Annotated in this window: 24 protein-coding genes; 10 read left to right on the forward strand and 14 right to left on the reverse strand. The window is 71.9% G+C overall.

The genetic code is table 11. The features are described 5' to 3' along the window. Positions 1–103: 103 nt before the first annotated feature. Positions 104–868, reverse strand: a complete 765-nt coding sequence (locus OG510_RS28275) for an adenosylcobinamide-GDP ribazoletransferase (protein ID WP_406140539.1) — start codon at positions 866–868, stop codon at positions 104–106. A 77-nt stretch (positions 869–945) separates the two neighbouring features. On the opposite strand from OG510_RS28275, the gene OG510_RS28280 reads away from it, so the two are divergent. Then, positions 946–1,728 carry a hypothetical protein gene (locus OG510_RS28280; protein ID WP_406140541.1) on the forward strand — a complete coding sequence of 261 codons (783 nt, stop codon included), beginning with the start codon at positions 946–948 and terminating at the stop codon, positions 1,726–1,728. Here the strand turns inward: OG510_RS28280 and OG510_RS28285 are convergent. The 4 genes from OG510_RS28285 to OG510_RS28300 form a co-directional block, all read right to left on the reverse strand. Further along, entirely contained in the window at positions 1,614–2,423 is an 810-nt protein-coding gene (locus OG510_RS28285) for a hypothetical protein (RefSeq protein WP_406140542.1), read from the reverse strand. The two genes, OG510_RS28280 and OG510_RS28285, sit on opposite strands and share 115 nt — an antisense overlap. Beyond that, the gene (locus OG510_RS28290) at positions 2,381–4,153 is read right to left on the reverse strand and encodes a phosphatidylglycerol lysyltransferase domain-containing protein (protein WP_406140543.1); all 1,773 of its coding nucleotides are present in this window, start codon (positions 4,151–4,153) and stop codon (positions 2,381–2,383) included. The genes OG510_RS28285 and OG510_RS28290 overlap by 43 nt, the downstream gene beginning before the upstream one ends. Before the next feature lie 75 nt (positions 4,154–4,228). After that, positions 4,229–5,335, reverse strand: coding sequence for a nicotinate-nucleotide--dimethylbenzimidazole phosphoribosyltransferase (cobT, locus tag OG510_RS28295; RefSeq protein WP_406142593.1), 1,107 nt, complete (start codon positions 5,333–5,335; stop codon positions 4,229–4,231). Between the two features lie 93 nt (positions 5,336–5,428). Continuing rightward, complete coding sequence (locus OG510_RS28300; protein ID WP_406140544.1) at positions 5,429–6,634, reverse strand: bifunctional adenosylcobinamide kinase/adenosylcobinamide-phosphate guanylyltransferase; 1,206 nt, start codon at positions 6,632–6,634, stop codon at positions 5,429–5,431. 157 nt (positions 6,635–6,791) lie between these two features. Between OG510_RS28300 and OG510_RS28305 the strand changes: the two genes are divergently transcribed. Next, complete coding sequence (locus OG510_RS28305) at positions 6,792–7,046, forward strand: hypothetical protein (protein WP_406140545.1); 255 nt, start codon at positions 6,792–6,794, stop codon at positions 7,044–7,046. Positions 7,047–7,255: 209 nt separating this feature from the next. Here OG510_RS28305 and OG510_RS28310 read toward each other — a convergent pair whose 3' ends face one another. From OG510_RS28310 to OG510_RS28320, 3 genes are all read right to left on the reverse strand, one after another. Continuing rightward, positions 7,256–8,377 (reverse strand): S1C family serine protease, encoded by a 1,122-nt coding sequence (locus OG510_RS28310; RefSeq protein ID WP_406140547.1) that lies wholly within the window; start codon positions 8,375–8,377, stop codon positions 7,256–7,258. A gap of 91 nt (positions 8,378–8,468) precedes the next feature. After that, positions 8,469–9,203 carry a class I SAM-dependent methyltransferase gene (locus OG510_RS28315; RefSeq protein ID WP_406142595.1) on the reverse strand — a complete coding sequence of 245 codons (735 nt, stop codon included), beginning with the start codon at positions 9,201–9,203 and terminating at the stop codon, positions 8,469–8,471. 59 nt (positions 9,204–9,262) lie between these two features. Then, positions 9,263–9,856 carry a DUF3043 domain-containing protein gene (locus tag OG510_RS28320; RefSeq protein WP_406140548.1) on the reverse strand — a complete coding sequence of 198 codons (594 nt, stop codon included), beginning with the start codon at positions 9,854–9,856 and terminating at the stop codon, positions 9,263–9,265. 279 nt (positions 9,857–10,135) lie between these two features. On the opposite strand from OG510_RS28320, the gene OG510_RS28325 reads away from it, so the two are divergent. From OG510_RS28325 to OG510_RS28345, 5 genes are all read left to right on the forward strand, one after another. Beyond that, complete coding sequence (locus OG510_RS28325) at positions 10,136–10,915, forward strand: PspA/IM30 family protein (protein ID WP_164264226.1); 780 nt, start codon at positions 10,136–10,138, stop codon at positions 10,913–10,915. Positions 10,916–10,924: 9 nt separating this feature from the next. Then, on the forward strand, positions 10,925–11,203 hold the full coding sequence (locus tag OG510_RS28330) for a PspA-associated protein PspAA (protein WP_164264227.1): 279 nt from the start codon (positions 10,925–10,927) through the stop codon (positions 11,201–11,203). A gap of 310 nt (positions 11,204–11,513) precedes the next feature. Beyond that, positions 11,514–12,824, forward strand: a complete 1,311-nt coding sequence (locus tag OG510_RS28335) for a sensor histidine kinase (RefSeq protein ID WP_406140550.1) — start codon at positions 11,514–11,516, stop codon at positions 12,822–12,824. Continuing rightward, complete coding sequence (locus tag OG510_RS28340) at positions 12,821–13,501, forward strand: response regulator (protein WP_406140552.1); 681 nt, start codon at positions 12,821–12,823, stop codon at positions 13,499–13,501. Before OG510_RS28335 ends, OG510_RS28340 begins: the two co-directional genes overlap by 4 nt. 153 nt (positions 13,502–13,654) lie before the next feature. After that, positions 13,655–16,837, forward strand: coding sequence for an efflux RND transporter permease subunit (locus tag OG510_RS28345; protein ID WP_406140554.1), 3,183 nt, complete (start codon positions 13,655–13,657; stop codon positions 16,835–16,837). 101 nt (positions 16,838–16,938) lie between these two features. On the opposite strand, the gene OG510_RS28350 is transcribed toward OG510_RS28345, so the two are convergent. Together OG510_RS28350 and OG510_RS28355 are read right to left on the reverse strand one after the other, a co-directional pair. Then, positions 16,939–17,133, reverse strand: coding sequence for a DUF397 domain-containing protein (locus OG510_RS28350; protein ID WP_406140556.1), 195 nt, complete (start codon positions 17,131–17,133; stop codon positions 16,939–16,941). After that, positions 17,130–17,957 (reverse strand): Scr1 family TA system antitoxin-like transcriptional regulator, encoded by an 828-nt coding sequence (locus OG510_RS28355; protein ID WP_406140557.1) that lies wholly within the window; start codon positions 17,955–17,957, stop codon positions 17,130–17,132. The genes OG510_RS28350 and OG510_RS28355 overlap by 4 nt, the downstream gene beginning before the upstream one ends. 149 nt (positions 17,958–18,106) lie before the next feature. On the opposite strand from OG510_RS28355, the gene OG510_RS28360 reads away from it, so the two are divergent. Beyond that, positions 18,107–18,415, forward strand: coding sequence for a hypothetical protein (locus tag OG510_RS28360; protein WP_406140558.1), 309 nt, complete (start codon positions 18,107–18,109; stop codon positions 18,413–18,415). Positions 18,416–18,538: 123 nt separating this feature from the next. On the opposite strand, the gene nadA is transcribed toward OG510_RS28360, so the two are convergent. Further along, positions 18,539–19,729 (reverse strand): quinolinate synthase NadA, encoded by a 1,191-nt coding sequence (nadA, locus tag OG510_RS28365; RefSeq protein WP_406140560.1) that lies wholly within the window; start codon positions 19,727–19,729, stop codon positions 18,539–18,541. A gap of 312 nt (positions 19,730–20,041) precedes the next feature. Here nadA and OG510_RS28370 point away from each other — a divergent pair, with 312 nt between their 5' ends. Continuing rightward, the gene (locus OG510_RS28370) at positions 20,042–20,398 is read left to right on the forward strand and encodes an iron-sulfur cluster assembly accessory protein (RefSeq protein ID WP_164264231.1); all 357 of its coding nucleotides are present in this window, start codon (positions 20,042–20,044) and stop codon (positions 20,396–20,398) included. A 106-nt stretch (positions 20,399–20,504) separates the two neighbouring features. Here the strand turns inward: OG510_RS28370 and OG510_RS28375 are convergent, their stop codons facing one another. Both OG510_RS28375 and OG510_RS28380 read right to left on the reverse strand, forming a co-directional pair. Next, entirely contained in the window at positions 20,505–22,025 is a 1,521-nt protein-coding gene (locus OG510_RS28375) for a hypothetical protein (protein WP_406140561.1), read from the reverse strand. 154 nt (positions 22,026–22,179) lie between these two features. Beyond that, positions 22,180–22,392, reverse strand: coding sequence for a hypothetical protein (locus tag OG510_RS28380; protein WP_406140562.1), 213 nt, complete (start codon positions 22,390–22,392; stop codon positions 22,180–22,182). A gap of 128 nt (positions 22,393–22,520) precedes the next feature. Between OG510_RS28380 and OG510_RS28385 the strand changes: the two genes are divergently transcribed. Then, positions 22,521–23,495 (forward strand): carbohydrate kinase family protein, encoded by a 975-nt coding sequence (locus OG510_RS28385; RefSeq protein ID WP_406140563.1) that lies wholly within the window; start codon positions 22,521–22,523, stop codon positions 23,493–23,495. A 60-nt stretch (positions 23,496–23,555) separates the two neighbouring features. Here the strand turns inward: OG510_RS28385 and OG510_RS28390 are convergent, their stop codons facing one another. Further along, the gene (locus OG510_RS28390; protein WP_406140565.1) at positions 23,556–25,037 is read right to left on the reverse strand and encodes a cysteine desulfurase/sulfurtransferase TusA family protein; all 1,482 of its coding nucleotides are present in this window, start codon (positions 25,035–25,037) and stop codon (positions 23,556–23,558) included. Positions 25,038–25,211: the final 174 nt, after the last annotated feature.

Consider the following 25,211-nt stretch of genomic DNA (forward strand, 5'->3'; position numbering starts at 1 on the left):
GCGCCGCACGGACCGCCGCACGGAGCGGCAGCCGGACCGCCGCACGGGCCGTCACACCGGCCGCCGTGCGGAGCGGTCGGCGGAAGCAGGCGGGCAGCGGCCGCTAGCCGAACGTCAGCACCACCAGGGCCGCCGTCGCCGCCGTCTCGGCCAGCGCGCCGAACACATCGCCGGTGACCCCGCCGAAGCGCCGTACGCAGTGCCGCAGCAGGAGTTGGGCCGCGCCGAGCGCCAGCAGCACGGCGAGCGTGTGCCGCAGCACGCCGTACGGCCCGAAGAGCGCGCCCGCCGCCGCGCACACCGCGGTGACACCAACGGCCGTGCCCAGCGCGGCCCCTGCGGGCACCACCCCGGCCACCGCCGCGCCCAGCCCATCAGGCCGTGCGGCGGGAACGCCCCGGCGGCAGGCGAGCGTCAGCGCCAGCCTGGCCGCGAGCGCGCCCACGACCGCGCCGGCCGCCCCGTGCGCCCAGCCGTCCCCGTACAGCCGGGTCAGCGCGGCGACCTGGGCGAGCAGCACGAACACCAGGGTCACCACGCCGAACGGGCCGATGTCCGACTGCTTCATGACGCGCAGCGCGTCATCGGCCGGCTTGGCGCTGCCCAGCCCGTCGGCGACATCCGCGAGACCGTCCAGATGCAGCCCCCGGGTGAGGACCGCGGGTACGGCCGTACTCACCACCGCCGCGAGCAGCGGCCCGGGCCCGAGCAGCAGCACCGGAGCGCCGACCGCCGCCGCGCACACCCCCACCACGAGACCGGCCAGCGGCGCGCAGAGCATGCCCGAGCGCGCCGCGGCCCGGTCCCAGCGCGTCACACGGACCGGCAGGACCGTGAGCGTGCCGAAGGCGAAACGTATGCCGTCCATGGCGCGCAGGCTATCCGCTGCCCGGGGCGGAAAAGTGCGGATAAGTTACGTTTAGCAGCCGAAAGGAAGCAGGTGGCATGGGTCACTGGTGGGCGCGGAACATCGTGGAACCCGGCAAGCTCCCGCTCACGCTGGCGCTGTTCTCCTTCGTCCTGTCCTTCGTGATCGTGCGGTCCATCGCCCGGCTGATCCGGGCGGGCCGGGGCCCGTTCCGGAACGTGACGCCCGGCGGTATGCACATCCACCATGTGGTGCCCGGCGTCGTCCTGGTGGTCATCGGCGGCTTCGGCGCGGTGACCAGCGGCAGATACGGGGTCGGCGCCGCGGTCTGCGCGGTCATCTTCGGGGCCGGGGCGGGCCTGGTGCTCGACGAGTTCGCCCTGCTCCTCCACCTCGCCGACGTGTACTGGAGCGACGAGGGCCGCAAGAGCGTCGAGATCGTGGTGCTCACCGCGGCCCTGGTGGGGCTTGTCCTGGGCGGCTTCCTGCCGTTCGGGGTCAATGAGCTGTCGCCCCAGGAGGCCCGTGGCCGTGGCCTGTTCGCCGGGGACGCCGCGCTGAACTTCGCCTTCGCGCTGATCGCGCTGAGCAAGGGCAAACCGCGGACCGCCCTGATCGGCGCCGTGGTCCCGTTCGTCGCCCTGGTCGGCGCCGTGCGGCTGGCCCGGCCGGTCTCCCCGTGGGCCAAGCGGTTCTACCGCCGCAGGAACCGGACGCGCGCCAGGGCGATCCGGCGCGCCTACCGTCACGACAGGCGCTGGGCCGGACCGCGGCGCCGGCTGGAGGAGTTCATCGGCGGCGCCCCCGACCCGGCGCGCACCGCGCTGCCCGGCGGACGGGACGGCGGGCCGCCCCGCTGAAGCCTGCGGTCCCGCCAGGCCGTCAGGGCGCAGAGCGCCAGCGCCGCCAGGATCGCCGCCAGATGCTCCTTGCCCGCCAGGTTGTCCTTGAGCACCAGCTCCAGGACCATGCCCACGATGACCGCGCCCGCCGTCCACCGGGCACCGAGCCGCCAGCAGACATAGACGGCGAGACCGACCACGGCGGCCGACGGACCGGTGTCGACGATCAGCGCGTCCGACGCCTTCACCCCGAGCGCGCTGCCTGACCCGAGCGAGATCGCGGCGCGGGCGTACAGCGTCCCGGCGAGCGTGGTGACGTACGAGATGAGCAGCGTCCGCCACCACCCGATGCAGATCTCCGCGACGCCGAACACCAGCAGGATCTGGATCAGGGCGCCCCAGACCGGCAGGTCGAGCGCCGGCACGAACAGCGACAGCGGGGTGCGCAGCAGCGCCAGCCAGAGCGGGTCCATGGCGCGTACGAACCCGATGTCGTGCACCGGCCGCAGCCCCCACGACTGGTTCTGCACGATCTGGAAGCACGCGGTCAGGGCGACCGCGCCGAGCGTCAGCGGGACGGCACGCCACTTCCGCTCGACGAGCGCCGTCCGTACGGCGGTGAACAGCGGCCCCCACTCGCGGCGGGCCGCGACGCGCAGGGCGCGCCGGTTCACCGTCTGGTCCCGAGCGGCCTGCGGCGCGGGTGCAGCCACCCGGGCAGTCCCGGGGCCTCCAGGAAGCCCTCGGCGCGCGCTGACGCGACGGCGATGCGCAGCAGATCCGCGCTCTTCTCGAACAGCATGAAACGGGGCTCCCAGATCGGCCGGTACTTGGCGTTGGCGCGGTACAGCGACTCGATCTGCCACCACCGTGAGAAGAAGGTGAGGAACGAGCGCCAGAGCCTCAGTACGGGGCCGGCCCCCAGCTTCGAGCCACGTTCGAAGACCGATCTGAACATCGCGAAGTTGAGTGAGATCTGCGTGATCCCGATCTCCTTCGACTGCTGCAGGAGTTCGATGACCATGAACTCCATCAGACCGTTCTCGGCCTCCCGGTCACGGCGCATCAGATCCAGCGAGAGCCCTTCGGGGCCCCAGGGGGCGAAACTCAGCACAGCGCGTAACTCGCCCTCGCCGTCCCGGCATTCGAGCATCATGCAGCGGCCGTCCGCCGGGTCGCCGAGCCGCCCCAGCGCCATCGAGAAGCCGCGCTCGGTCGCCCCGTCGCGCCAGTCGTCGGCCCGTCGCACCAGGTACGCCATCTCGGCGCCCGGGATGTCCTCGTGCCGCCGGATCCGCACGGTGTACCCGGCGCGCTGCACCCGCTTGTACGCCTGGCGCACCGTCCGCATGGCGCGGCCCTCCAGGGTGAACTCCGCGGTCTCCACGATCGCTTCGTCACCGAACTCCAGCGCGTCGAGACCGTGCCTGGCGTAGACCGTGCCCGCTTCCTCGCTCGCGCCCATCACGGCGGGCAGCCAGCCGTGCTCGCGCGCCTCGGCCAGCCAGGGCTCGATCGCGCCCGGCCACGCCTCCGGATCGCCGATCGGATCACCGGATGCGAGCGAGACCCCGCCCAGCACCCGGTAGGCGACGGCGGCCTTGCCGGTGGGGGACCAGACGACGCTCTTGTCGCGGCGCAGCGCGAAGTAGCCGAGGGAGTCGCGCTCGCCGTGCTTGTCGAGGAGGGCGCGCAGCCGCTCCTCGTCGTCCGGGGTGATCGGGTCGACGGCGCGCCGGGAGCGGAAGGCGGCGAAGAGCACCGCGAGCAGCAGCAGCGTGGACAGGACGTTGATGAAGACGTCGACCCAGGCGGGGGTCTCGATGCCCCGGATGCGGGTGTCGTTGGGGACCAGCGAGATCAGCCGCATCACCCCGTACCGCCAGCGGTCGAGGAAGGTCGAACGGTAGGTGTCGTGGGCCGTGTTGGTGAGCGTGACCAGCAGCGAGGCCAGCAGTGAACAGAGCAGCAGCCCGCCCACCGCCACGGCGGCGGCCAGCTTCGGGTTGGAGCGGTCGCCCTTCGCGTAGTACTCCCGCCTGCCGATCAGCAGCGACACGACGAACGCGGCGGTCAGCGCCAGCGAGACCCAGTTCTGCGGATATCTGCGGAACTCCGGGAAACACATGGCGAGTACGAACACCAGCAGGAAGAGCCCGCTCATGACCAGGTTGAGCAGCCAGGCGGCCCGCTTGCGGCGGCGCATGGTGATCGCCAGGAAGAGGCTGAAGGCGCCCGAGGCGAACCCGGCGGTGAGCAGGTAAGGCGTGAAGAAGTACTCGGTGTTGTGCCGCCGGACGTCCTGGCCGAGGGAGACCCACGCCGCGCCCAGCAGATTGATGAAGGTGACGGCGCGCAGATACCAGACGGCGAACGCCGCACAGCGGCGCGACCGGACAGTGGTCAGGGGGGTGCCACCGGCGGATGTACGGACTTCTCCCATGAAACGCGATGATATGGGGCGCCGGGGGTCCTGCCGGGATGTGCTGAGGCCGGCGGCAGGCCGCCGGCCTCGGTGCTACTCCCCACTGTCTCCGTTTTCGGCGCTCCCGTCAGCGCTCCCGTCGGCGCTCTTGTCAGCGCCGTCCTCCGCCCGCTCCGGAAGCTCCGCCGCGAGCGCTGCCGCCGCCTGTACGAACGGCAGCGCCAGCAGCGCCCCGGTGCCCTCGCCCACCGTGACGCCGTGGTCGAGCAGCGGGGTCAGCGCCATCCGGTCCAGCGCCTTCGCCTGGGCCGGCTCACCGCTGACCTGCCCGGCCAGCCAGGACTCCGGGGCGCGGAAGGCGGCCCGCTGGCCCACCAGCGCACACGCCGCGGAGACCACCCCGTCGAGGATCACCGGCAGCCGCCGTACCGCGCACTGGAGCAGGAACCCGGTCATCGCGGCCAGATCCGCGCCGCCGACCGTGGCGAGCAGCTCCATCTGGTCGCCGAGGACCGGGCGGGCCCGGCGCAGCGCGTCCCTGACCGCCGCGCACTTGCGCATCCAGACGAGGTCGTCGATGGCGGCTCCGCCGCGCCCGGTGACGACCGAGGCGTCCGTGCCGCAGAGCGCGGCGACCAGCGTGGCGGCGGCCGTGGTGCCGCCGACGCTCAGATCGCCCAGCACCACCAGATCGGTCCCCGAATCGGCCTCCTCGTCGGCGATGGCCATACCGAGACGCACGGCCTGTTCGGCCTCCTCGGCGGTGAGGGCGTCCTCGATGTCGATCCGCCCGCTGCCGCGCCGCACCCGGTGCCGTACGACCTCGTCGGGCAGCAGCGCCGGATCGCAGTCGAGTCCGGCGTCGATGATCCGTACCGGCAGCCCTTGCCTGCGGGCCAGCACCGCGACCGGGCTCTCCCCGTCCAGCACCGCCCGCACCAGCAGATGCGCGCTCCCGGCGGGGCGCGCGGACACATCGAGTCCGGCCACCCCGTGATCACCGGCGAACAGCACCACATGGACGTTGTCGACGGGCCTGACCGGCACCGCGGACTGCGCCGCCGAGAGCCACTCACCCAGTTCGTCGAGCCGGCCGAGTGCGCCGGGCGGGACGGCCAGCCGCTCCCGGCGTTCCTCGGCTTCGCGCCGTACGCCGCTGTCGGGGCGTTCGATCAGATCGGAGAAGTCGTCGAGATTCAGCGAGCTCATTCGCCGAACAGTACCGGCAGCCTTCCCGGCGGGACGCCGCGCGGCCCCGCATTCCCCCGCGGGCCGGGCCTCCTGGCCTCCGCGTCAGCCGCGCAGCACGACCGCCTGCCCGGCGACGACCAGCAGAACGTGCTCGCACTCGGCGGCGAAGGCCGCGTTCAGCCGCCCTAGTTCGTCACGGAAGCGCCGGCCGGACGCGGTCGCGGGCACCACACCCGAGCCCACCTCGTTGCTGACGGCGACGACCATGCGCCGGGTCGCCCTGACCGCGGCGACCAGCTCGCCCACCCGGTCCTGCAGGGCCCGCTGCCCGCCGTCCGCCCACCGCGCGTCGTCCCAGGCGCCCACCCGGTCCATCGCGTCGGTCAGCCACAGCGACAGACAGTCGATCAGCAGCGGTGGCCCGCCGTCCGCCGCCAGCAGCGGCAGCAGTTCGCAGGTCTCCTCGGTACGCCACGACCCCGGTCTGCGCTCGCGGTGCAGCCCCACCCGCGACGCCCACTCGGCATCGCCGTCCCGGCTGCCGCCCGTCGCCACGTACACCACCCCGGGGAAGCCCTCCAGACGCCGCTCGGCCTCCACCGACTTCCCCGAGCGGGCCCCGCCGAGCACCAGCGTGCGGCGCGGCAGATCGGGCACCGCGTGGTACTCGCCGACGATCAGCGTCGTCCCGTCCGGCACCGCACGCGCCCCGGCGGCGGCCAGCCGCCTCGCCAGTTCCGGTCCTGGCGGCACCTCGTGGCCCAGGTGCACGGCGAGCACATCGGTGGTGGCGCCGACGGCCCCGGCGGACCGCAGCCTGGCCAGGGCATCGGGGCGGCCGACGACATCGGCCAGCACCATCTCGTACGGGTCATGTCCGCCGTCCGGGAGCCCGGCCGGTGAGCCGCCGGGCGGCAGATAGAGCAGCCGGTCGCCCTCGGGCGACGTCACCTCGTAGCCGGTACCGGGGGAGTCCATCGCGACCGCCCGCACCCGGTGCCCGCTGATCAGCGTCAGCACCCGCCCGTCGGCCACCCGGCCGGCCGGCGGCAGCCCGGCGGGCAGCTCCACCGGCGGCCCGTCGTGCGGATGGGTGAGCAGCACCTGGCGTACGCCGGCCAGCGAGTGCCCGGCGCGAGCGGCGGCCAGGGCGGCCCCCGGAGTGAGGTCGAGCAGCAGTACGCCGTCGACGAGCAGGGCGGTCGCCGCCCGCGCCCGGTCGCCCCTGGCCGCCGCACAGACGGCGCAGGGACAGTCGGGACGGGGCAGTCCGTCGGGGGCACCGGTGCCGAGGAGAGTGAGTTCCACGGGAAGATCCTCCCGCGCCGCCGCTCGCGGTGCTCGCCCGGCTACGCTGCCAGCAGGCCGGTGGCCCGCCCGGGGAGACCCGTACGGGGTCCAGGCCCGGCCGAAGACAGCCCGGCCGAAGTCAGCGTGGCAGCAGCGTGGCATCCAGGAGGCGGACATGGCATGGACGTGGCGGTTCGAGAAGTCCGACGGTACGGAGACCCAGCCGGCGGTGGCGCCCGATGAGTTCACCACGCAGGGCGACGCGGAGTCCTGGGTCGGCGAGGTGTGGAAGGAACTCGCCGACGGTGGCGCCGACCAGGTGACGCTCTTCGAGGACGCGAACAAGATCTACGGCCCGATGAGCCTGCACCCGCAGGAGACGCCGGACGACACGGCCGGGGCCGGAGCGGACGGGGACGGCGCGGCCTGAGACTCCGGGCCTGCGGCGGTGCGGGGCGGCGCCCACGAGGGCACCGCCCCGCACCGCTGTTCCGCGCCCTGCGCTCTGTGTTCTGCGCGCTCTGTTCTCGGTCCAGCGCTCTCGGTTCGGCGCGCTGCACTCGGTGCTCGCTGCGTCCGGTGCGCGGCGGGCCCGGTGTACGGCCGGTGCGCGGCGGGGCCCGGTGTGCGGCCCCGCGCCTACATCGTGCCGAGCGTGACCTCGGCCGTCTTCGCGCTGCCGCCGCGCTCGTAACCGACCTTCACCTTCTGCCCCGGCTTGTACGAAGCCAGCACCTCGGAGAGCGCCGTCAGCGACTTGACCGGCGTGGAGGCCACCCGGGTGACCACGTCACCGGTCCGCAGCCCGGCGGCGCCCGCAGCGCCGCCCTTCGTGAGGGAGACCACCGCGACCCCCGCGGGCTGGAAGTCGGCGCCCACGACCGTACGTCCGGTGATGCCCAGGGCGGCCCGGCCCGAGTTGGTGACCTTGCCGTTCTTGACGATCTGGCCCGCGATGTTGGTCACCATCGACGCCGGGATGGCGAAGCCGATGCCCGGTGCGGCGCCACTGCCCAGCTGCGGGTCGGTCGCCGCCAGGGTGGGGATGCCGATGACCTTCCCGTCCAGGCCGACCAGCGCGCCACCGCTGTTGCCGGGGTTGATCGCGGCCGATGTCTGCACCATGTTCCCGATGGTCGCCCCGGTGCCGCCCCCCGAGCTGCCCTCGCTGACGGTGCGTCCGGTGGCGGAGACGATCCCCTGGGTGACGCTGCTCGACAGCCCCAGCGGTGAGCCGAGGGCGAGCACGATGGTCCCCATGTCGACCTTGGACGAGTGGCTGAAGGACGCGGCCTTCAGCCCGGACGGCACCTTGTCGAGCTTGATGACCGCCAGGTCCTGCGCGGGGTAGCTGGAGACCAGCCGGGCGTGCAGCTGGCCGCCGCCGGTGGCCGATGTGACCTTGAACTGCTTGGCCTTGCCGACCACATGGGCGTTGGTGACGATGTCGCCCTTGCCGTCGTAGACGATGCCCGAGCCGAGGTCGTTGCCCGACTCGATCTGGACGACGGAGGGCAGGACGTTCTTGATGACCTGCTCGTAGTTGCTCTGCAGGGCGTCCCCGCCGGTGGCCGGGGCCGCGCCGGTCCCGGTCGCGGGCGACGAGGAAGGGCCGGAACCGGCGACAGGGGCGGACGAGGTGCCGGAACCTGCGCAGCCGCCGACCAGGGCGACGCCACAGATTCCTGCGGTCAGCGGCAGCAGCAGCCGGTGCGCACGGCTGCGGAAACGGCTACGGGCGCGGGTACGGGAGGAATCCATGTCCGTAGTGTCGCTTTTGTCAAGTGGGGTCTGCCTGCGGTGCGCCGCCGATCAGGGGAAGACCCGGCGGCCCCGGCCCGCAGGCCGCACCTCAGCCCCGCACGCCGCACAGATGCAGCAGCGCCGCCACCCGCTTGTACGGTTCGGTGCGCCCGGCGCGGTCCTCGGCCGCCAGCAGCCGGTCCAGCTCATGGGCGGACGGCAGTTCCTCGTCATTGCCCACGTTGTCGGTGAAGACCCGCACCCCGTACCAGGCGTGCAGGGGGGCGGCGATCCCGGCCAGGGTGGCGGTGACCGCTTCGAGCCGGTCGCCGCGCGCCGCCACGCCGAGCCTGTTCTCGTACGTGGCACTGTCGAAGGCGCCCAGCGCCGCATCCCAGTCCCCGGCCAGCCCCGGCCGCATCGCCAGCGCGTCGCCGTTCCGTACGAGCAGCGAGAGCAGCCCGCCGGGCGCCAGCATCCTGGCGAGCCCGGCCAGCATCGCGTCCGGCTCGTCGGCGTACATCAGGACGCCGTGGCAGAGCACCACGTCGAAGCTGCCGGGCAGGAAGTGCGCACCGGTCTCCCGGCCGTCCCCGTCCATCAGCCGCATCCGCTCACGGATGCCCTCGGGCTCGGTGGCCAGCGCGTCGCGCGCCACCTTGAGCATCCCGGGGTCGGACTCCAGGCCGGTCACCGTGTGCCCGGCGCGAGCCAGCCGCAGGGCCTGGGTGCCCTGCCCGATCCCGACGTCGAGGATCCGCAGCCGCTGCCCCACCGGGAAGCGCGCCGCGAGCTGCTCGTCGAGCTGACGGGCGACGAGCTCCTGGCGGACGGTGTTACGCAGCCCGCCGAGGCCCTTCAGCCATGCGGCCGAAGCGCCGTCGAACCCGGAGGCGCCCGTGCTCAGGGCCGCTCTCCCCGCTTGACCTGCGGCTTCGGCAGGCGCATCCGGCGCATCTGGAGCGTGCGCATCAGGCCGTAGGCCAGGGCGCCGCCCTTGGGCTCGTTCGGGAAGCGCTCGTTCATCTGCTTCCGCATCCGGAACCAGATGCCGGCCGAGTCGATGATGATCAGCACGATCACGATGAGCCACAGCAGCAGCGCGATGCTCTGGATACCGGGCACCTGGATGACGCTCAGTACCAGGATGACCACGGCGAGCGGCAGGAAGAACTCGGCGAGGCACCAGCGCGAGTCCACGTAGTCCCGCGCGAAGCGGCGGACCGGGCCCTTGTCCCGGGCCGGCAGATAACGCTCGTCGCCGCTGGCGAGAGCCTGGCGCTGCTTCGCCATGTCCGCACGGCGGGCCTCGCGCTGACGCTTGGACGCCTCCTTGCGGTCGGTCGTGGGAGTGACCGCGCGGCGTCGCTGCTGCGCCTCATTCCGCTTGGGGGTGGGGCGACCTTTGGGGGCCTGCGGGTCGCGGGGGTGCTTGGAGAGGTCCGGCGTCACCTTGGAGGTGCGGGCCTTCTCTTCATTGGCGCGGCTTCGGAACACAAAGCCCAAGGGTACGGGGTGTGGTGCGGGGCACCAGGACCGAGGGGGAACGATCCCGCAACGGTCTGCGGGGCCCGCCGCCCGCCGGCGCCGTTTCCGCCGGTCGTCCGGGGGCTTTCCCCGATGCGCTTCTACTCCCTGCGCGGGAGCACGATCGCCCCGGCTCGTCCTGGAGGAGGAGCGCATCCGCTCCCGAACAGTGCGGTAATGGATGCAGGCCCCGTAGTGTGGGTTCAAGTGCTGGAGCTGAAGTCCGTCAGAAGGGGGCGCGCGAAGCCCATGAGCGGTGTCATGAAGCGTATGGGAATGATCTTCCGCGCGAAGGCCAACAAGGCCCTGGACCGGGCCGAGGATCCGCGCGAGACCCTCGATTACTCGTACCAGAAGCAGCTCGAGCTGCTTCAGAAGGTACGCCGCGGGGTCGCCGACGTGGCCACCTCGCGCAAGCGTCTCGAACTGCAGCTGAACCAGCTGCAGGGACAGTCCACCAAGCTGGAGGACCAGGGGCGCAAGGCCCTCGCGCTGGGCCGTGAGGACCTGGCCAGGGAGGCGCTGTCGCGCCGTGCCGCGCTGCAGCAGCAGGTCACGGACCTGGAGACGCAGCACCAGACGCTGCAGGGCGAGGAGGAGAAGCTCACGCTCGCCGCCCAGCGTCTGCAGGCCAAGGTCGACGCCTTCCGTACGAAGAAGGAGACCATCAAGGCCACCTACACGGCGGCCCAGGCGCAGACCCGGATCGCCGAGTCCTTCTCGGGCATTTCCGAGGAGATGGGCGACGTCGGCCAGGCCATCGCACGGGCCGAGGACAAGACGGCCCAGCTGCAGGCCAGGGCGGGCGCGATCGACGAGCTGCTCGCGTCGGGCGCCCTCGACGACCAGTCCGGGATGGGCAAGGACGACATCTCCGCCGAGCTGGACCGGATCTCCGGTGGTACGGATGTGGAGCTGGAGCTGCAGCGTATGAAGGCCGAGCTGGCCGGCGGGTCCTCCGGGTCCCAGCAGGCCATCGAGGGCAGCGAGCCGCAGGACAGGCCCCATCCGAATCTGGACAAGCAGTAGGGACGCGTCATGATCGTACGGGTCATGGGTGAAGGCCAGATGGAGCTGGCCGACAGCCACCTCACGGAGCTCAACAAGCTGGACGACGAGCTGCTCGTCGAGGTGCAGGGCGGCGACGAAGCCGGCTTCCGTCGCACACTCCACGCCCTGCTGGACAAGGTCCGGGAGCTGGGCACGCCCCTCCCGGACGACTCCCTGGCCCCGTCCGAGCTGATCCTGCCGCCCGCCGACGCCACGTTGGCGGACGTCAGGGACATGCTCAACGACGACGGTCTGATCCCCGGCTGAGAGCGGTCCCCGGCTGAGAGGCCGCGCGACAGCCTCTCAGCCGCCCGCATGACCGGTCCGAACGCCGCTGCGGCCCGCACCGCCGATCCCGCTGCGGGCCGCACCGCCCCCGCCATGGCCCAGACCGCACCGCCATGGCCTGTACCGCGCTGCCATGGCCCGTACCGCGCTGCCATGGCCCGTACCGCCCCCGCCATGGCCCGTACCGACGCCGCCACGGCCCCGTACCGAGTCCAGGTCGCACCGGGCCCCGTCCTGACCCGCACCCGCACCGCGACCCGTCCTGACCGTGCCGCGGCACGCCGTACCGTTGCTGGACGTGACCCCCTCGTCGAAAGCCGCCACCCGCTACGCCCGGGCGAGCGGGTGGCTGCGCGCCCACCCGATGGCGCTCGACGCCGTGCTGGCGCTGGCCGTGCTCGTCTGCATGATCACCGGTTCCTTCGCCGACACCGGCGGCCCCGGCGGCCCGACCTTCGGCACCAGAAGCCCCGAGCTGCGCAGCATCGTCCTGATGGTGATCGGCGCGGCCGCCCTGGTGCTGCGGCGGCGCAGCCCGATGCCGGTGCTCGCGGTGACCGGTGCGGTCACCCTGGTGGAGCTGGTCGCAGGGGAGCCGCCCGCGCCGGTGGCGATGAGCGCGGTCATCGCGCTCTACACCGTCGCCTCCCGCACCGACCGCCCCACCACCTGGCGGGTCGGGCTGCTGACCATGGCCGTACTGACGGCCTCGGCGATGTGTTTCAGCCGGACCTCCTGGTACTCGCAGGAGAACCTCGGCATCTTCGCCTGGACCGGAATGGCCTCGGCCGCGGGCGACGCCGTACGCAGCCGCCGTGCGTTCGTCGACGCCATCCGGGAGCGCGCCGAGCGGGCGGAGCGCACCCGTGAGGAGGAGGCCGGGCGCCGGGTCGCCGAGGAGCGGCTGCGGATCGCCCGCGACCTCCACGATGTCGTCGCCCACCACATCGCCCTGGTCAACGTGCAGGCCGGGGTGGCGGCCCATGTCATGGACAAGCGCCCCGACCAGGCCAAGGAAGCGCTCGCCCATGTACGCGAGGCCAGCCGCTCCGCGCTGAACGAACTGCGCGCCACCGTCGGCCTGCTGCGCCAGTCGGGCGACCCCGAGGCACCCACCGAACCGGCGCCGGGGCTCGCGGTGCTCGACGAGCTGGTCGACACCTTCCGTAACGCGGGACTGCCCGTCGACGTCGCCTGCGCCCACGAGCTGACCGCCATGCCGGCGGCCGTCGACCTGGCCGCGTACCGGATCATCCAGGAGGCGCTGACCAATGTGCGCAAGCACGCGGGGCCCGGTGCGCGGGCCGAGGTCAGCGTGGTCCGGGTGGGCCCGGCCGTGGAGGTCACCGTCCTGGACGACGGCGCCGGCGGCCGGCCGGCACCGGACGGAGCGGACGGACCGGACGGACCAACCCGGCCCGCCGGTGCGGAGAGCACCGGCCGCGGCACGGCGGCGGACGGCGGCGGCCACGGCCTGATCGGGATGCGCGAACGGGCGGCCGCGCTGCGCGGGTCCTGCTCGGCGGGCCCCCGCTACGGCGGCGGCTTCCGCGTACAGGCGATACTGCCGGTCACGGCCGGAGCGGGGGAGGACGTATGACGATCAGGGTGTTGCTCGCCGACGACCAGGCGCTGCTGCGCAGCGCGTTCCGGGTGCTGGTGGACTCGGAGCCCGACATGGAGGTCGTCGGAGAGGCGGCCGACGGCGCGCAGGCGGTGGCCCTCGCCCGCTCGGAGGCGCCGGACGTCGTCCTGATGGACATCCGGATGCCCGGTACGGACGGACTCGCCGCCACCCGCATGATCAGCACCGACCCCGGACTGGCCGCGGTACACGTGGTGATGCTCACGACCTTCGAGGTGGACGAGTACGTGGTCCAGTCCCTGCGGGCCGGCGCGTCCGGGTTCCTCGGCAAGGGCGCGGAGCCCGACGAGCTGCTCAACGCGATCCGGATCGCGGCGGCCGGGGACGCGCTGCTCTCCCCGGTGGCCACCAAGGGGCTCATCGCGCGCTTCCTCGCCCAGGGCGGCAGCTCGGACGGATCGGCCCCGCAGGAGTACGCGGGACGGCTGGCCGCCCTCACCGTCCGCGAGCGGGAGGTCCTCGTCCAGGTCGGCGGCGGCCACTCCAACGACGAGATCGCCGAGCGGCTGGCCGTCAGCCCGCTCACCGTCAAGACGCATGTGAACCGGGCGATGGCGAAGCTCGGGGCCCGGGACCGGGCCCAATTGGTGGTAATCGCCTACGAATCGGGCCTGGTCCACCCGAGGGCGTAGCGGCGGCCTACTCCACCTGCTGTATGTGCCGGATAAGTAGGGGACCTGGGAGCGACGAATCCGGCCTGCGGGATGGCTGAAGGTAGGGGTGGGCCACGTGCCCCTTCATTCCTTCGGCTCCACCTGCCTCGCACGCCACAGAAGAGAGACCCCATGTCCTGGCTGTCCAGATTCAGCCTCGCGCAACGGGCCCTGATCGGGCTGATATCGATTGTCGCCGTCGTCTTCGGTGCGATCGCGATACCGCAGCTCAAGCAGCAGCTGCTGCCCACCATCGAACTTCCGATGGTGTCGGTTCTCGCCCCGTACCAGGGCGCGTCCCCCGACGTGGTCGAGAAGCAGGTCGTCGAGCCGCTCGAGGACAGCATCAAGTCTGTCGACGGCATCAAGGGCGTGAACTCCACGGCGAGCGAGGGCAACGCCGTGATCATGGCCCAGTTCGACTACGGCAACGGCACCAAGCAGCTCGTCGCCGATGTCCAGCAGGCCGTGAACCGGGCCCGGGTGAAGATCCCCGACTCGGTCGACCCGCAGGTCGTCGCCGGTTCGACCGACGACATCCCGACCGTCGTCCTCGCCGTCACCTCCGACAAGGACCAGCAGGCGCTCTCCGACCAGCTCGACCGCTCGGTCGTCCCGGTCCTGCAGAACATCGACGGCGTCGGCCAGGTCAGCGTCGACGGCGTACGGGACCTCCAGGTCACCGTCACCCCCGACACCAAGAAGCTGGCCGCCGCAGGACTGAACGCGGCGACGCTCAGCCAGGCGCTCCAGGCGGGCGGCGTCACGCTCCCGGCCGGCTCGTTCTCCGAGGACGGCAAGAGCCGCACGGTCCAGGTCGGCGGCGGCTACACCTCGCTGAAGCAGCTCGAGGACCTGCGCGTCACCGGCCAGGCCGCACCGGGCGGCGCGTCCGCGGGTGGCCGGGCCCCGAAGCCGGTCCGCCTCGGTGACATCGCCAAGGTCGCCCAGCAGCCCGCGGCCGCGGACTCGATCACCCGCACCGACGGAAAGCCCAGCCTCTCCCTCTCGATCACGATGGACCAGGACGGCAGCGCCGTCGCCATCTCCGACGCGGTCAAGGACAAGCTCCCCGAGCTGCGCAAGACCCTCGGCTCCCACAGCGATCTGAAGGTCGTCTTCGACCAGGGCCCGTCCGTCTCGAAGTCGATCTCCGGCCTCACCACCGAAGGCGCACTCGGCCTGCTCTTCGCCGTGATCGTCATCCTGGTCTTCCTGGCCTCGCTCCGCTCCACCCTGGTCACCGCGCTCTCCATCCCGCTCTCGGTGCTGCTGGCGCTGATCGTGCTGTGGACCCGTGACCTCTCGCTCAACATGCTCACCCTCGGCGCGCTGACCATCGCGATCGGCCGGGTGGTCGACGACTCGATCGTCGTCCTGGAGAACATCAAGCGGCATCTGAGCTACGGCGAGGAACGGCAGACGGCGATCATCAGCGCCGTCCGTGAGGTCGCGGGCGCGGTCACCTCCTCCACCCTGACGACCGTGGCCGTCTTCCTGCCGATCGGCCTCGTCGGCGGCATGGTCGGCCAGCTCTTCGGCTCGTTCTCCATCACGGTCACCGCGGCGCTGCTCGCCTCGCTGCTGGTCTCGCTGACGGTGGTCCCGGTCTTCTCGTACTGGTTCCTGCGCGCCCCCAAGGGCTCCGCGGGCGTCGACCCGGAGGAGCTGCGCCGCAGGGCCGAGGAGAAGGAGGAGCGCAGCCGTCTGCAGCGCTTCTACGTCCCGGTGCTCCGCTTCGCGACCGGGCGCCGCATCACCAGCCTGGTCATCGCGGCCGTGGTGCTCGTCGCCACCTTCGGCATGGCCCCGCTGCTCAAGACCAACTTCTTCGACCAGGGCGACCAGGACACCCTCTCGCTCACCCAGAAGCTCGACCCGGGCACCAGCCTGCAGGCCGCCGACACCGCGGCCAAGAAGGTCGAGAAGGTGCTCGACGGCATCGACACGATCAAGGACTACCAGGTCACGGTCGGCTCATCCGGCTTCGCCGCCGCCTTCGGCGGCAGTACCGGAGCCAACCAGGCTTCGTACCAGGTGACCCTGAAGAACGCCTCGGACTACGACAGGACCCAGGACCGTATCGAGTCGGGCCTGGCCAAGCTGCACGGCATCGGCGACGCCAGCGTCGGCAGCGGCGGCGGCTTCGGCGACCAGGACCTCAGCGTCGTGGTCAAGGCCGGCGACGGCGACACCCTCAAGAAGGCGTCCGACCAGGTGCGGGCCGCCGTGGCCAAGCTCGACCACGTCAAGGACGTACAGAGCGACCTGTCGCAGAGCGTGCCGCGGATCTCCGTGAAGTCCAACGACAAGGCGGCCGCCGCCGGGTTCAACGAGACGACGCTGGGCGCGGCCGTCGGCCAGGCGGTCCAGGGCACCACGTCGGGCAAGATGATCCTGGACGACACCGAGCGGGACGTCGTCGTGAAGTCGGCGCAGCCGGCCACCACCCTCGCCCAGCTGAAGAACCTCAGCCTGGGCGCGGTCAAGCTCGGCGACATCGCCACGGTCAAGCTGGTCCCGGGACCGGTCTCGATGACCCGCATCGACGGCGCGCGCGCCGCGACGATCACGGCGAAGCCGACCGGTGACAACACGGGCGCGGTCACCACCGCGCTCCAGTCCAAGATCAACGAGGTCAAGAAGGCGCTGCCCAGCGGTGCCACCGTCGAGATCGGCGGGGTCTCGTCCGACCAGAGCGACGCGTTCAAGAACCTGGCCCTGGCCATGCTGGCCGCCATCGCGATCGTCTTCATGCTCCTGGTGGCGACGTTCCGCTCGCTGGTCCAGCCGCTGATCCTGCTGGTCTCGATCCCGTTCGCGGCCACCGGCGCCATCGGTCTGCTGCTCGTCACCGGCACCCCGATGGGTGTCCCGGCGATGATCGGCATGCTGATGCTCATCGGCATCGTGGTCACCAACGCGATCGTGCTGATCGACCTGATCAACCAGTACCGCTCGCGGGGTCTCGGCGTGGTCGAGGCGGTCGTGGAGGGCGGCAGGCACCGTCTGCGGCCGATCCTGATGACCGCACTGGCGACGATCTTCGCGCTGCTCCCGATGGCGCTCGGCGTCACCGGCGAGGGCGGCTTCATCTCGCAGCCGCTCGCGGTGGTGGTGATCGGCGGTCTGATCACCTCGACGCTGCTGACACTGCTGCTCGTGCCGACGCTCTACGCGCTGGTGGAGCTCCGCAAGGAGCGCCGCGCGGCCAAGAAGGCGGCGAAGCGCGAGAAGAAGTCGGGCGGCGCGGCCCCGTCGGGCCCGTCGGGCGCCGACTCGTCGTCGGACGAGCCGGAGCCGGCGAACGTCTGACCCGCCCGGTATGACGAAGGGGCCTGTCCCACACGAGCGTGTGGGACAGGCCCCTTCGGGTTTCCGCCTACTGCTGGAGCCCTGGTGCTTGGGCGCTGCTGCTACTTGAGCGAGGTGACGAACGCGCCCCAGGCTGCGGCCTGGACGACGAGCGCGGGGCCGGTGGGGTTCTTGCTGTCGCGTACGGGGACGACGCCGGGGAAGTCCTCGCTGATCTCGACGCATTCGCCCCCGTTGGTGTTGCTGTAGCTGCTGCGGCGCCAGCGGGCGGTGCTCAGCTCGGGGGAGTGGGTCATGGTCGGTAGCCCTCCATCGCGGTCCGGATCAGTTCCGCCGACTCGGCCAGGGGAAGGGAGTTGGCGCGCAGTACCTCGTACTGCCGCCGCCACTTCTTCACCGCGGCCGGATCCTCGTAGAGGTGACCGGCCTGAATGCCCTCCTCGTATGCCACCGAAGTGCCGTCGGGCAGGGCCAGCAGAGTCAGCGCGCCACCCAGGAGCGAGTGTGGCCCCGCACTGAACGGCATCACCTGAACTTTACTGTTCGGAGTATCCACCTGCTCCAGCAGCGAAGCCAGTTGCTTTCGCATGCAGACCGGACTGCCCACCTGTCGTCGCAGCACGCCTTCGTCGACGATCGCCCACCGGAACGGCGGGTTCTCCGAACACTGCCGTTCCTGTCGCGACATGCGCGCGGTGACGCGTTCCTCGACCTGTTCGCTGCTCAGGTCCTCCTGGCAACGGAGCAACTCCCGGGCATACTCCTCGATCTGGAACAGCCCTGGCAGCGCCTGCGCGCCGTATTGCTCTATCACCTCGGACCGGAACTCGAAGTCCATGTACCGCTGGTACTGGTCGGGGTGGATCTCGCGCCGGGCCAGCTCGTACAACCCGTGGAAGTGGTCGTCCGTCCCGAAGGCCATGTCCAGTCGGCTGGGAATGTCGGGCGGCGGCATCAGGTCGGCCGTCTCGACCCGGGCCAGGGTGCTCTTGCTGGAGTTCACGATGCCCGCGAGCTGCACGAGCGACAGGCCCGCCCGCTCGCGGTGGCGGCGCTGTTCGGAGCCGAAGTAGTGGCGGGCCGAGAGATACGGGGTGAGTGGCTGGGGCTTGAACGTCACGGTGCGTGCCTTTCCTGTGTCCCGTTCCCAAGGCCGGGACAGCGGCGCCCTGTTGGGACAGGGTTCCCCAGGGCGACGATTGCGGCACACACCGTAACCACCCTCTCGTGCGGTGCGCCAGAGGGCCTGATCCGGAGGTAGCGACCGACATGATGTTCGACGGACAGGGCCGGGCCCTGCGCCTGCTCCCGTGGACCAACGAGCGCGGCGGCCCGTGCTGGCTGAGTACGACGGACCCGGACAGCCACCTCTCCCGGATGGCCGACGAACTGGAGGCCGACATGATCGCCTCGGCCGAGTGCGTACTGGAGCAGGCCCGGGAGCTGTTCGCGGAGACCGCGGTGGGGGAGCGGGAGCTACGGTTCGCGGGCACCCGGCTCGCCGAGTCGCTGGGGGACACCCTGCGGATCGCGGAGAGCCGGGGCGGGCGGCTGGAGAGCGGCGGAAACGTGGGCTGACGGCGGGGTGTGAGTGTCAGGTGGCCCCGCTGAGAGCCTGGACGGTTGCCATAGGGCGGGAACCAGACGGCGGTTGCTGCTCACTGCCGCCAGGCCGTGAGCAGCAACCCTCCGCTGCACCCCCTACGGCAGCGCCAGCATCCGCTCAAGCGCCAGCTTCGCGTACTTCTCGGTCTCCGGGTCGACCTCGATCCGGTTCACCGTGTTGCCTGCGGCGAGCGACTCCAGCGTCCAGACCAGATGCGGCAGATCGATCCGGTTCATGGTCGAGCAGAAGCACACCGTCTTGTCGAGGAAGACGATCTCCTTGTCCGGGTGCGCGTTGGCTACCCGGCGCACCAGGTTGAGCTCGGTCCCGATCGCCCACTTCGAACCGGCGGGCGCCGCGTCGAGTGCCTTGATGATGTACTCGGTCGAGCCCACCTCGTCCGCGGCCGAGACGACCTCGTGCTTGCACTCGGGGTGGACCAGCACCCGTACGCCGGGGATCCGCTCGCGGACGTCGTTCACCGAGTCCAGCGAGAACCGCCCGTGCACCGAGCAGTGCCCGCGCCACAGGATCATCTTCGCGCCGCGCAGCTGCTCGGTGGTGAGGCCGCCGTTCGGCTTGTGCGGGTTGTAGAGGACGCAGTCGTCCAGCGACATCCCCAGGTCCCGTACCGCGGTGTTGCGGCCCAGGTGCTGGTCGGGGAGGAAGAGGACCTGCTCGCCCTGGTCGAAGGCCCACTCCAGGGCGCGCTTCGCGTTCGACGACGTACAGATCGTGCCGCCGTGCCGGCCGGTGAACGCCTTGATGTCGGCGGACGAGTTCATGTACGAGACGGGTACGACGCGGTCGGCGACGCCGGCCTCGGTCAGTACGTCCCAGCACTCGGCGACCTGTTCGGCGGTCGCCATGTCGGCCATCGAGCAGCCCGCGGCCAGGTCAGGGAGTACGACCTTCTGGTCGTCGGTGGTCAGGATGTCGGCCGACTCGGCCATGAAGTGCACACCGCAGAAGACGATGTACTCGGCCTCCGGCCTGGCGGCGGCGTCGCGGGCGAGCTTGAAGGAGTCGCCGGTCACGTCGGCGAACTGGATGACCTCGTCGCGCTGGTAGTGGTGGCCGAGCACGAAGACCTTGTCCCCGAGCTTCTCCTTGGCCGCGCGGGCGCGCTCCACCAGGTCCGGGTCGGACGGGGCAGGCAGGTCGCCGGGGCACTCCACGCCGCGCTCGCTCTTCGGGTCGGCCTCACGGCCGAGCAGCAGCAGCGCGAGCGGCGATGGCTGGACATCGAGATCCTGACGGGGCTGGGCGGTGGTCACGACACGCACCCTTTCTTCTCAAGAAATACGTGCGGCTTGTGCCGCTCCGGTGGAGCCGGTGCTGACACCGGGGCCTTCTCGTCTAAATGACGCTATCTATCATAGCCGCTTCACGTCACATTGACGATGCCAATCTCGTCAATGTGACGTATCCCTGGAGGTCCGGTTCTGTGACGGGGAGCGAGGGGTGTGCGAGCATGAAGGGGCAAAGAGAAGTGCCAGGCCCGGAATGAATCCGTGGCCCTGCCGGTTGCAACGGTCGGCAAGCAGTCCGTACTTCCCCTGCCTCGGCGGGGAGACCCCATCCCGGGAGTGAAGCAGATGTCCGTATCGGACGAGAAGACCACGGTGAGCGACGGCATCCTCCTGTCCGACGCCGCCGCGTCCAAGGTCAAGGCCCTGCTCGACCAGGAAGGCCGTGACGACCTCGCGCTCCGCGTGGCCGTCCAGCCCGGCGGCTGCTCGGGCCTCCGCTACCAGCTCTTCTTCGACGAGCGTTCGCTCGACGGCGATGTGGTCAAGGACTTCGGCGGAGTCAAGGTCGTCACCGACCGGATGAGCGCCCCGTACCTGGGCGGCGCCTCCGTCGACTTCGTCGACACCATCGAGAAGCAGGGCTTCACCATCGACAACCCGAACGCCACCGGCTCCTGCGCCTGCGGCGACTCGTTCAGCTGAGTCTCTTCCGACAGAGACAGAGGCGCCCAGCGGCGGCGGTCCCGGACATCCGGGGCCGCCGCCGCTGTCGTATCACTCACCTGTTCGGGACCGGTCCGGTCCCGGCTCACATCTGCGGTACGGGTTCACCGTTCGCCGCGTTCACGACCCGCCGGCTCCCCAGCGGCTGGTGCAGCTGCACCTTCTGCGTCACCGGCCCGATGATGTCGGGGCAGACGGTCCCGGGCTTACGGACCGGCGCGCTCAGCGCCACCCGTACCGTGCTCCGGTTCTCGGTGGTGTGGACGCCGTACTTGCCGCACATCCGGCCCGTGAAGCGCAGGGTCAGGGTCCGTCCGTCGACGCGGTACGCCGTCAGGGTCTGGTCCGAGCCGCCGGGGCGGTTGCCGTTCCCGGGCGGCGTCGGCCTGGCCAGATAGCGGTCCGGCACCGCAGGCTCGGTGACCGTGCGGGGGGCGGCCGTACCCGTGGGCCGCGTCTCGAACAGCCAGGACGGCACGAGGATCTGCCGCCCCCCGGCCAGCCGCACCGCAAGCCCCAGCTCCGCATGGCTCACGGTCACCGCCTGCACGGCCCCTGGAGCCTTCGACGGCGATGACGGTGGCGGTGATGACGACGGCGGTGTGCAGGGCGCTGAGGACGGAGCGCTCGTGCTGCCGACGGGGCCCGTGCCGGCGGTGGCCGCGTGCCCGGTGAGCGGCTCCATCGTCGCGCAGCCCCCGGTCCCGGTGCCCCCGGTCCCGGTGCCCGGGGACCCGGATCCGGGCGTGTTCAGCCGCTTCAGCGCGTCGGCCGCGCTGATCAGCGGATACGCCGGACCCTTGACGGGCGCCTTCGACGGGCCGCTGCCGCCGCTCAGCCGGCCGTCCGCGCCGATCCGCAGCCCGGTCGTCCAGCCGTACGTGGGCAGCCCGCCCACCTTCGGATCGGCGTTCACCACCCGCACCGAACCCAGCACCCGGCCCGCGTCGAGCTTCGCGCCACTCTCGCCCAGCGCCTTCAGTACGGGGGCGGCCGCGGCCTCCGCCGCCTGCTCGCTCACCGCCTTCCCGCCGCCGGCCTCGGCCGGGCCGGCGGTGGCGCAGCTCTTCCCGCGCGGGCAGTCGTCGGTGCCGCCGCTGCCGTACCGGGTGAACGTCCAGCTGCCGGGGGCCTGCCTGGGGACCTGCAGCAGCGGGCCCGAACCGTCCTTGGCCGCGCCCACCTTCCAGTCCGTGCCCACGAGCCGCGGAGTGCCCGGTACCCCGAGCGCGCCGGCCAGCCGCGCCACATCGGCGGCGCTGACGGTGCCGTCGGCGCGGTACACCGGGGCGGTCTTCGGCGGGGCCGGGAAAGTCCCGTCGGCGCGGTAGACGGGGCCCCGCGGGTCGGGCTCGCCCGGCGCGATGCCCGGCGGGCCGCTGCTCTGCGCCGCCTGGTCGAGCGCGAGGGGCGGAGGGTCGGTGGCGCCGCCGCCCGGGGCGCCGCTGGTCTCCGCGCCTCCGTTGTCATGGCCGGCCGCGGTCGCCGCCCAGTAGGCCCCGCCGCCTCCCGCGAGCAGCACCGCTGCCGCTACCGAGGTGACGACGGCGGGGGACCGCCGCCGACGGGGACGTGCCGTGTCGTGCTCGGGTCGCTCGCTGCTCACCGCATGCTCCTTCGACTCCGCTGCCGTCCACTGGCGTGTGGCCGATCCCCCGTGCGGGGGAACGCGGATGGGACGGGGCGGGGGAGCGCGCGGTTCCCTCGGGCGGCCGGGCCGAGGCTTCCTGGCCGCCCTTGAGCCATTCGGGTGAAGCCGCTCAGTCCCCGTACTCGGACATGCCGTCGATCAGCCGGGCGGAAGCGGTCGGCACCGTGACCCCGTGGATCAGGGAAGGGGGTACGGGCGCGGGCGCGGGCCCCACCGGCACCACCCAGTGCGGGGCCATGCGCGCGCAGTCCCCGCGCAGGTCGGTCAGGTCGGCTCCGGAGTCGGACGGGGCTGCGGGGTACGGCGCGGTGGAGTTCGGCATATCGCCACCGTAGGCACGGCCACCCTGCGAAGAAAGCCCTACTATCGGGTAGTTTCCTCCCTTCGAGCCGCGGGATACGAACCGGTAGCGTGAGGTGTCAACCTCCCTCCTCCGCAGGAGTCCTCGCCGTGCGCATCGCAGTCACCGGCTCCATCGCCACCGACCACCTCATGACCTTCCCCGGCCGCTTCGCCGACCAGCTGGTCGCCGATCAGCTCCACACGGTCTCCCTCTCCTTCCTGGTCGACACCCTCGACGTACGGCGCGGAGGCGTCGGCGCCAACATCTGCTTCGGAATGGGCCAGCTCGGCACCGCCCCGATCCTGGTCGGCGCGGCGGGTTCGGACTTCGACGAGTACCGCGCCTGGCTCGACCGGCACGGCGTGGACACCGGATCGGTCCGGATCTCCGAGGTCCTGCACACCGCACGCTTCGTGTGCACCACGGACGCCGACCACAACCAGATCGGCTCGTTCTACACGGGTGCGATGAGCGAGGCCCGCCAGATCGAGCTCCAGTCGGTCGCCGAGCGCGTCGGCGGGCTCGACCTGGTGCTGATCGGCGCCGACGACCCCGAGGCGATGCTCCGCCACACGGAGGAGTGCCGCACCCGCTCGATCCCGTTCGCGGCCGACTTCTCGCAGCAGATCGCCCGGATGACCGGCGCGGACATCCGTACGCTGCTCACCGGCGCGACGTACCTCTTCTCCAACGAGTACGAGAAGGGGCTCATCGAGTCCAAGACCGGCTGGACCGAGGACGAGATCCTCGACCGGGTCGGCCACCGCGTCACCACCCTCGGCGCCCGGGGCGTCCGGATCGACAGCAAGGGCGGTGCCCCGATCGTCGTCGGCTGCGCCGAGGAAGAGGCGAAGGTCGACCCGACGGGTGTGGGCGACGCGTTCCGCGCGGGCTTCCTGTCCGGGCTCGCGTGGGGCGTGAGCCTGGAGCGCGCGGCGCAGGTCGGCTGCATGCTGGCCACGCTGGTGATCGAGACGCTGGGTACGCAGGAGTACACCCTGCGCCGCGCCAACTTCATGGACCGCTTCACCAAGGCGTACGGCCATGACGCGGCGGAAGAAGTCCAGAGCCACCTCAAGTAGCCGGCCGGTCAGATCGGGCAGCCCGGCGCCGGCCGTACCGGGGCGCCCCGGTGGACCGGATCACGACACGCGGCGCACCCGGAAGGCGGTACCCCCGTCGACCGGGTGCGCCCCCTCGTACCCCTGCCCCCGCATCTCGCACCACGCCGGTACGTCGAGGCGTGCGGCCTCGTCGTCCGAGAGCACCGTCACCGCCCCGCCCACCGGCACATCACCGATCACCTTGGCGAGCTCGATCACCGGGATGGGGCACCGCTTCCCGAGCGCGTCCACGACGAGCTCCGCCGCTGAGCCGGGCGCCGCGGAACCGGGCGCCGCGGGCTCCGCCGTCGTCGCCCCCTCCGGCTCCGCGCCCGCGCCTGCCTCCGCCTCTGCCTTCGCCCCCCGGCCCCGGGACGCCGCCACCGGCCCGGTCCCCGCGCCCAGCCGCTCCCGTACGGAGCCGACCACCCCGGGCAGCACCTCGAGGAACCGGTCGACCTCCGCATCCGCCACACCGAGCGGCAGCGACACGCGGACGTTGCCCTCCGAGAGCACCCCCATCGCCCGCAGCACATGACTGGGCGTCAGCGTGCTGCTGGTGCAGGACGAACCGGACGACACGGAGAAACCGGCCACATCCAACTCGTGCAGCAGAGTCTCCCCGTCGACATAGAGACAGGAGAACGTCACCAGATGCGGCAGCCGCCGCACCGGGTCGCCGACCACCTCGACATCGGGCACCAGCTCGCCCACCGAGGCCCTGATCCGGTCCACCAGACCGCGCAGCCGCACCGCCTCGGCCGCGGCCTCGGCCCGTACGGCCCGCAGCGAGGTCGCTGCGGCCACGATCGCCGGTACGTTCTCGAAACCGGCCGCGCGCCCTGACTCCCGTTCGTCCGCCGGGCCTTGGGGGACGAACCTCACACCCTTCCGTACGGCGAGCAGTCCCACCCCGGCGGGCCCGCCCCACTTGTGGGCGCTGGCGGCGAGCAGCGACCAGTCCCCGTCGACCGGCCCCCACCCCAGCGACTGGGCGGCATCCACCAGCAGCGGCACCCCGGCGGCCCGGCACGCGGCGGCGGCTTCGGCGACCGGCTGCTCGGTGCCGGTCTCGTGGTTGGCGGACTGCAGACAGGCCAGCGCCGTCCCCGGGGTCAGCGCGGCCGCGTACGCGCCGGAGTCCACCGCTCCGGTCCGCCCGACCGGCACCTCGGTCACCGAACCGCCCCCCGCCTCATGGGCGGCGGCCGAATGGAGGACCGAAGAGTGTTCGACCGACGACACCACCAGATGGCTTCCGACACGCCGACGGCCAGAAAGTGCTCCGGCAATTCCGGAGTGCACCGCACGGGTGCCGGAGGAGGTGAACACGAGCTCGTCCGGGCGGCACCCGACCGCGTCGGCCGCGGCCTCGCGAGCCGCGTCGAGCAGCAGCCGCGCCCGCCTCCCCTCCCGGTACAGCCGGGCCGGGTCGGCCCAGCCCTCGTCAAGGGAGGCTTGCAGGGCCTGACGTGCGACGGGGTGCAGGGGTGCGGAGGACGCGGCATCGAAGTAGGACACGGCGGCCACGCTAGCCGCCGGTCACCGGTGGCCGGGGCGGCCCCGTCGGGGAGGGTTCGTCAGATCCCGGCCGGAAGCCGGGATTCCACCCCTTCGGGGTGTCGGACGGCGCGTTGGGCACCCTCCCCGCGCGGCCCCAAATGGCCTCCAGTAGGGTTTGGTCCGCATAAACAT

Source organism: Streptomyces sp. NBC_01089, assembly GCF_045162975.1.
In the GTDB taxonomy this organism is placed as follows: domain Bacteria; phylum Actinomycetota; class Actinomycetes; order Streptomycetales; family Streptomycetaceae; genus Streptomyces.

What these genes read in the sequence shown, in the direction of transcription:
- OG510_RS28275 (WP_406140539.1), bottom strand. Translation starts at nt 868, where the DNA reads ATGGACGGCATACGTTTCGCCTTCGGCACGCTCACGGTCCTGCCGGTC.
- OG510_RS28280 (WP_406140541.1), top strand. Translation starts at nt 946, where the DNA reads ATGGGTCACTGGTGGGCGCGGAACATCGTGGAACCCGGCAAGCTCCCG.
- OG510_RS28290 (WP_406140543.1), bottom strand. Translation starts at nt 4,153, where the DNA reads ATGGGAGAAGTCCGTACATCCGCCGGTGGCACCCCCCTGACCACTGTC.
- OG510_RS28305 (WP_406140545.1), top strand. Translation starts at nt 6,792, where the DNA reads ATGGCATGGACGTGGCGGTTCGAGAAGTCCGACGGTACGGAGACCCAG.
- OG510_RS28310 (WP_406140547.1), bottom strand. Translation starts at nt 8,377, where the DNA reads ATGGATTCCTCCCGTACCCGCGCCCGTAGCCGTTTCCGCAGCCGTGCG.
- OG510_RS28325 (WP_164264226.1), top strand. Translation starts at nt 10,136, where the DNA reads ATGAGCGGTGTCATGAAGCGTATGGGAATGATCTTCCGCGCGAAGGCC.
- OG510_RS28330 (WP_164264227.1), top strand. Translation starts at nt 10,925, where the DNA reads ATGATCGTACGGGTCATGGGTGAAGGCCAGATGGAGCTGGCCGACAGC.
- OG510_RS28340 (WP_406140552.1), top strand. Translation starts at nt 12,821, where the DNA reads ATGACGATCAGGGTGTTGCTCGCCGACGACCAGGCGCTGCTGCGCAGC.
- OG510_RS28345 (WP_406140554.1), top strand. Translation starts at nt 13,655, where the DNA reads ATGTCCTGGCTGTCCAGATTCAGCCTCGCGCAACGGGCCCTGATCGGG.
- OG510_RS28350 (WP_406140556.1), bottom strand. Translation starts at nt 17,133, where the DNA reads ATGACCCACTCCCCCGAGCTGAGCACCGCCCGCTGGCGCCGCAGCAGC.
- OG510_RS28360 (WP_406140558.1), top strand. Translation starts at nt 18,107, where the DNA reads ATGATGTTCGACGGACAGGGCCGGGCCCTGCGCCTGCTCCCGTGGACC.
- OG510_RS28370 (WP_164264231.1), top strand. Translation starts at nt 20,042, where the DNA reads ATGTCCGTATCGGACGAGAAGACCACGGTGAGCGACGGCATCCTCCTG.
- OG510_RS28380 (WP_406140562.1), bottom strand. Translation starts at nt 22,392, where the DNA reads ATGCCGAACTCCACCGCGCCGTACCCCGCAGCCCCGTCCGACTCCGGA.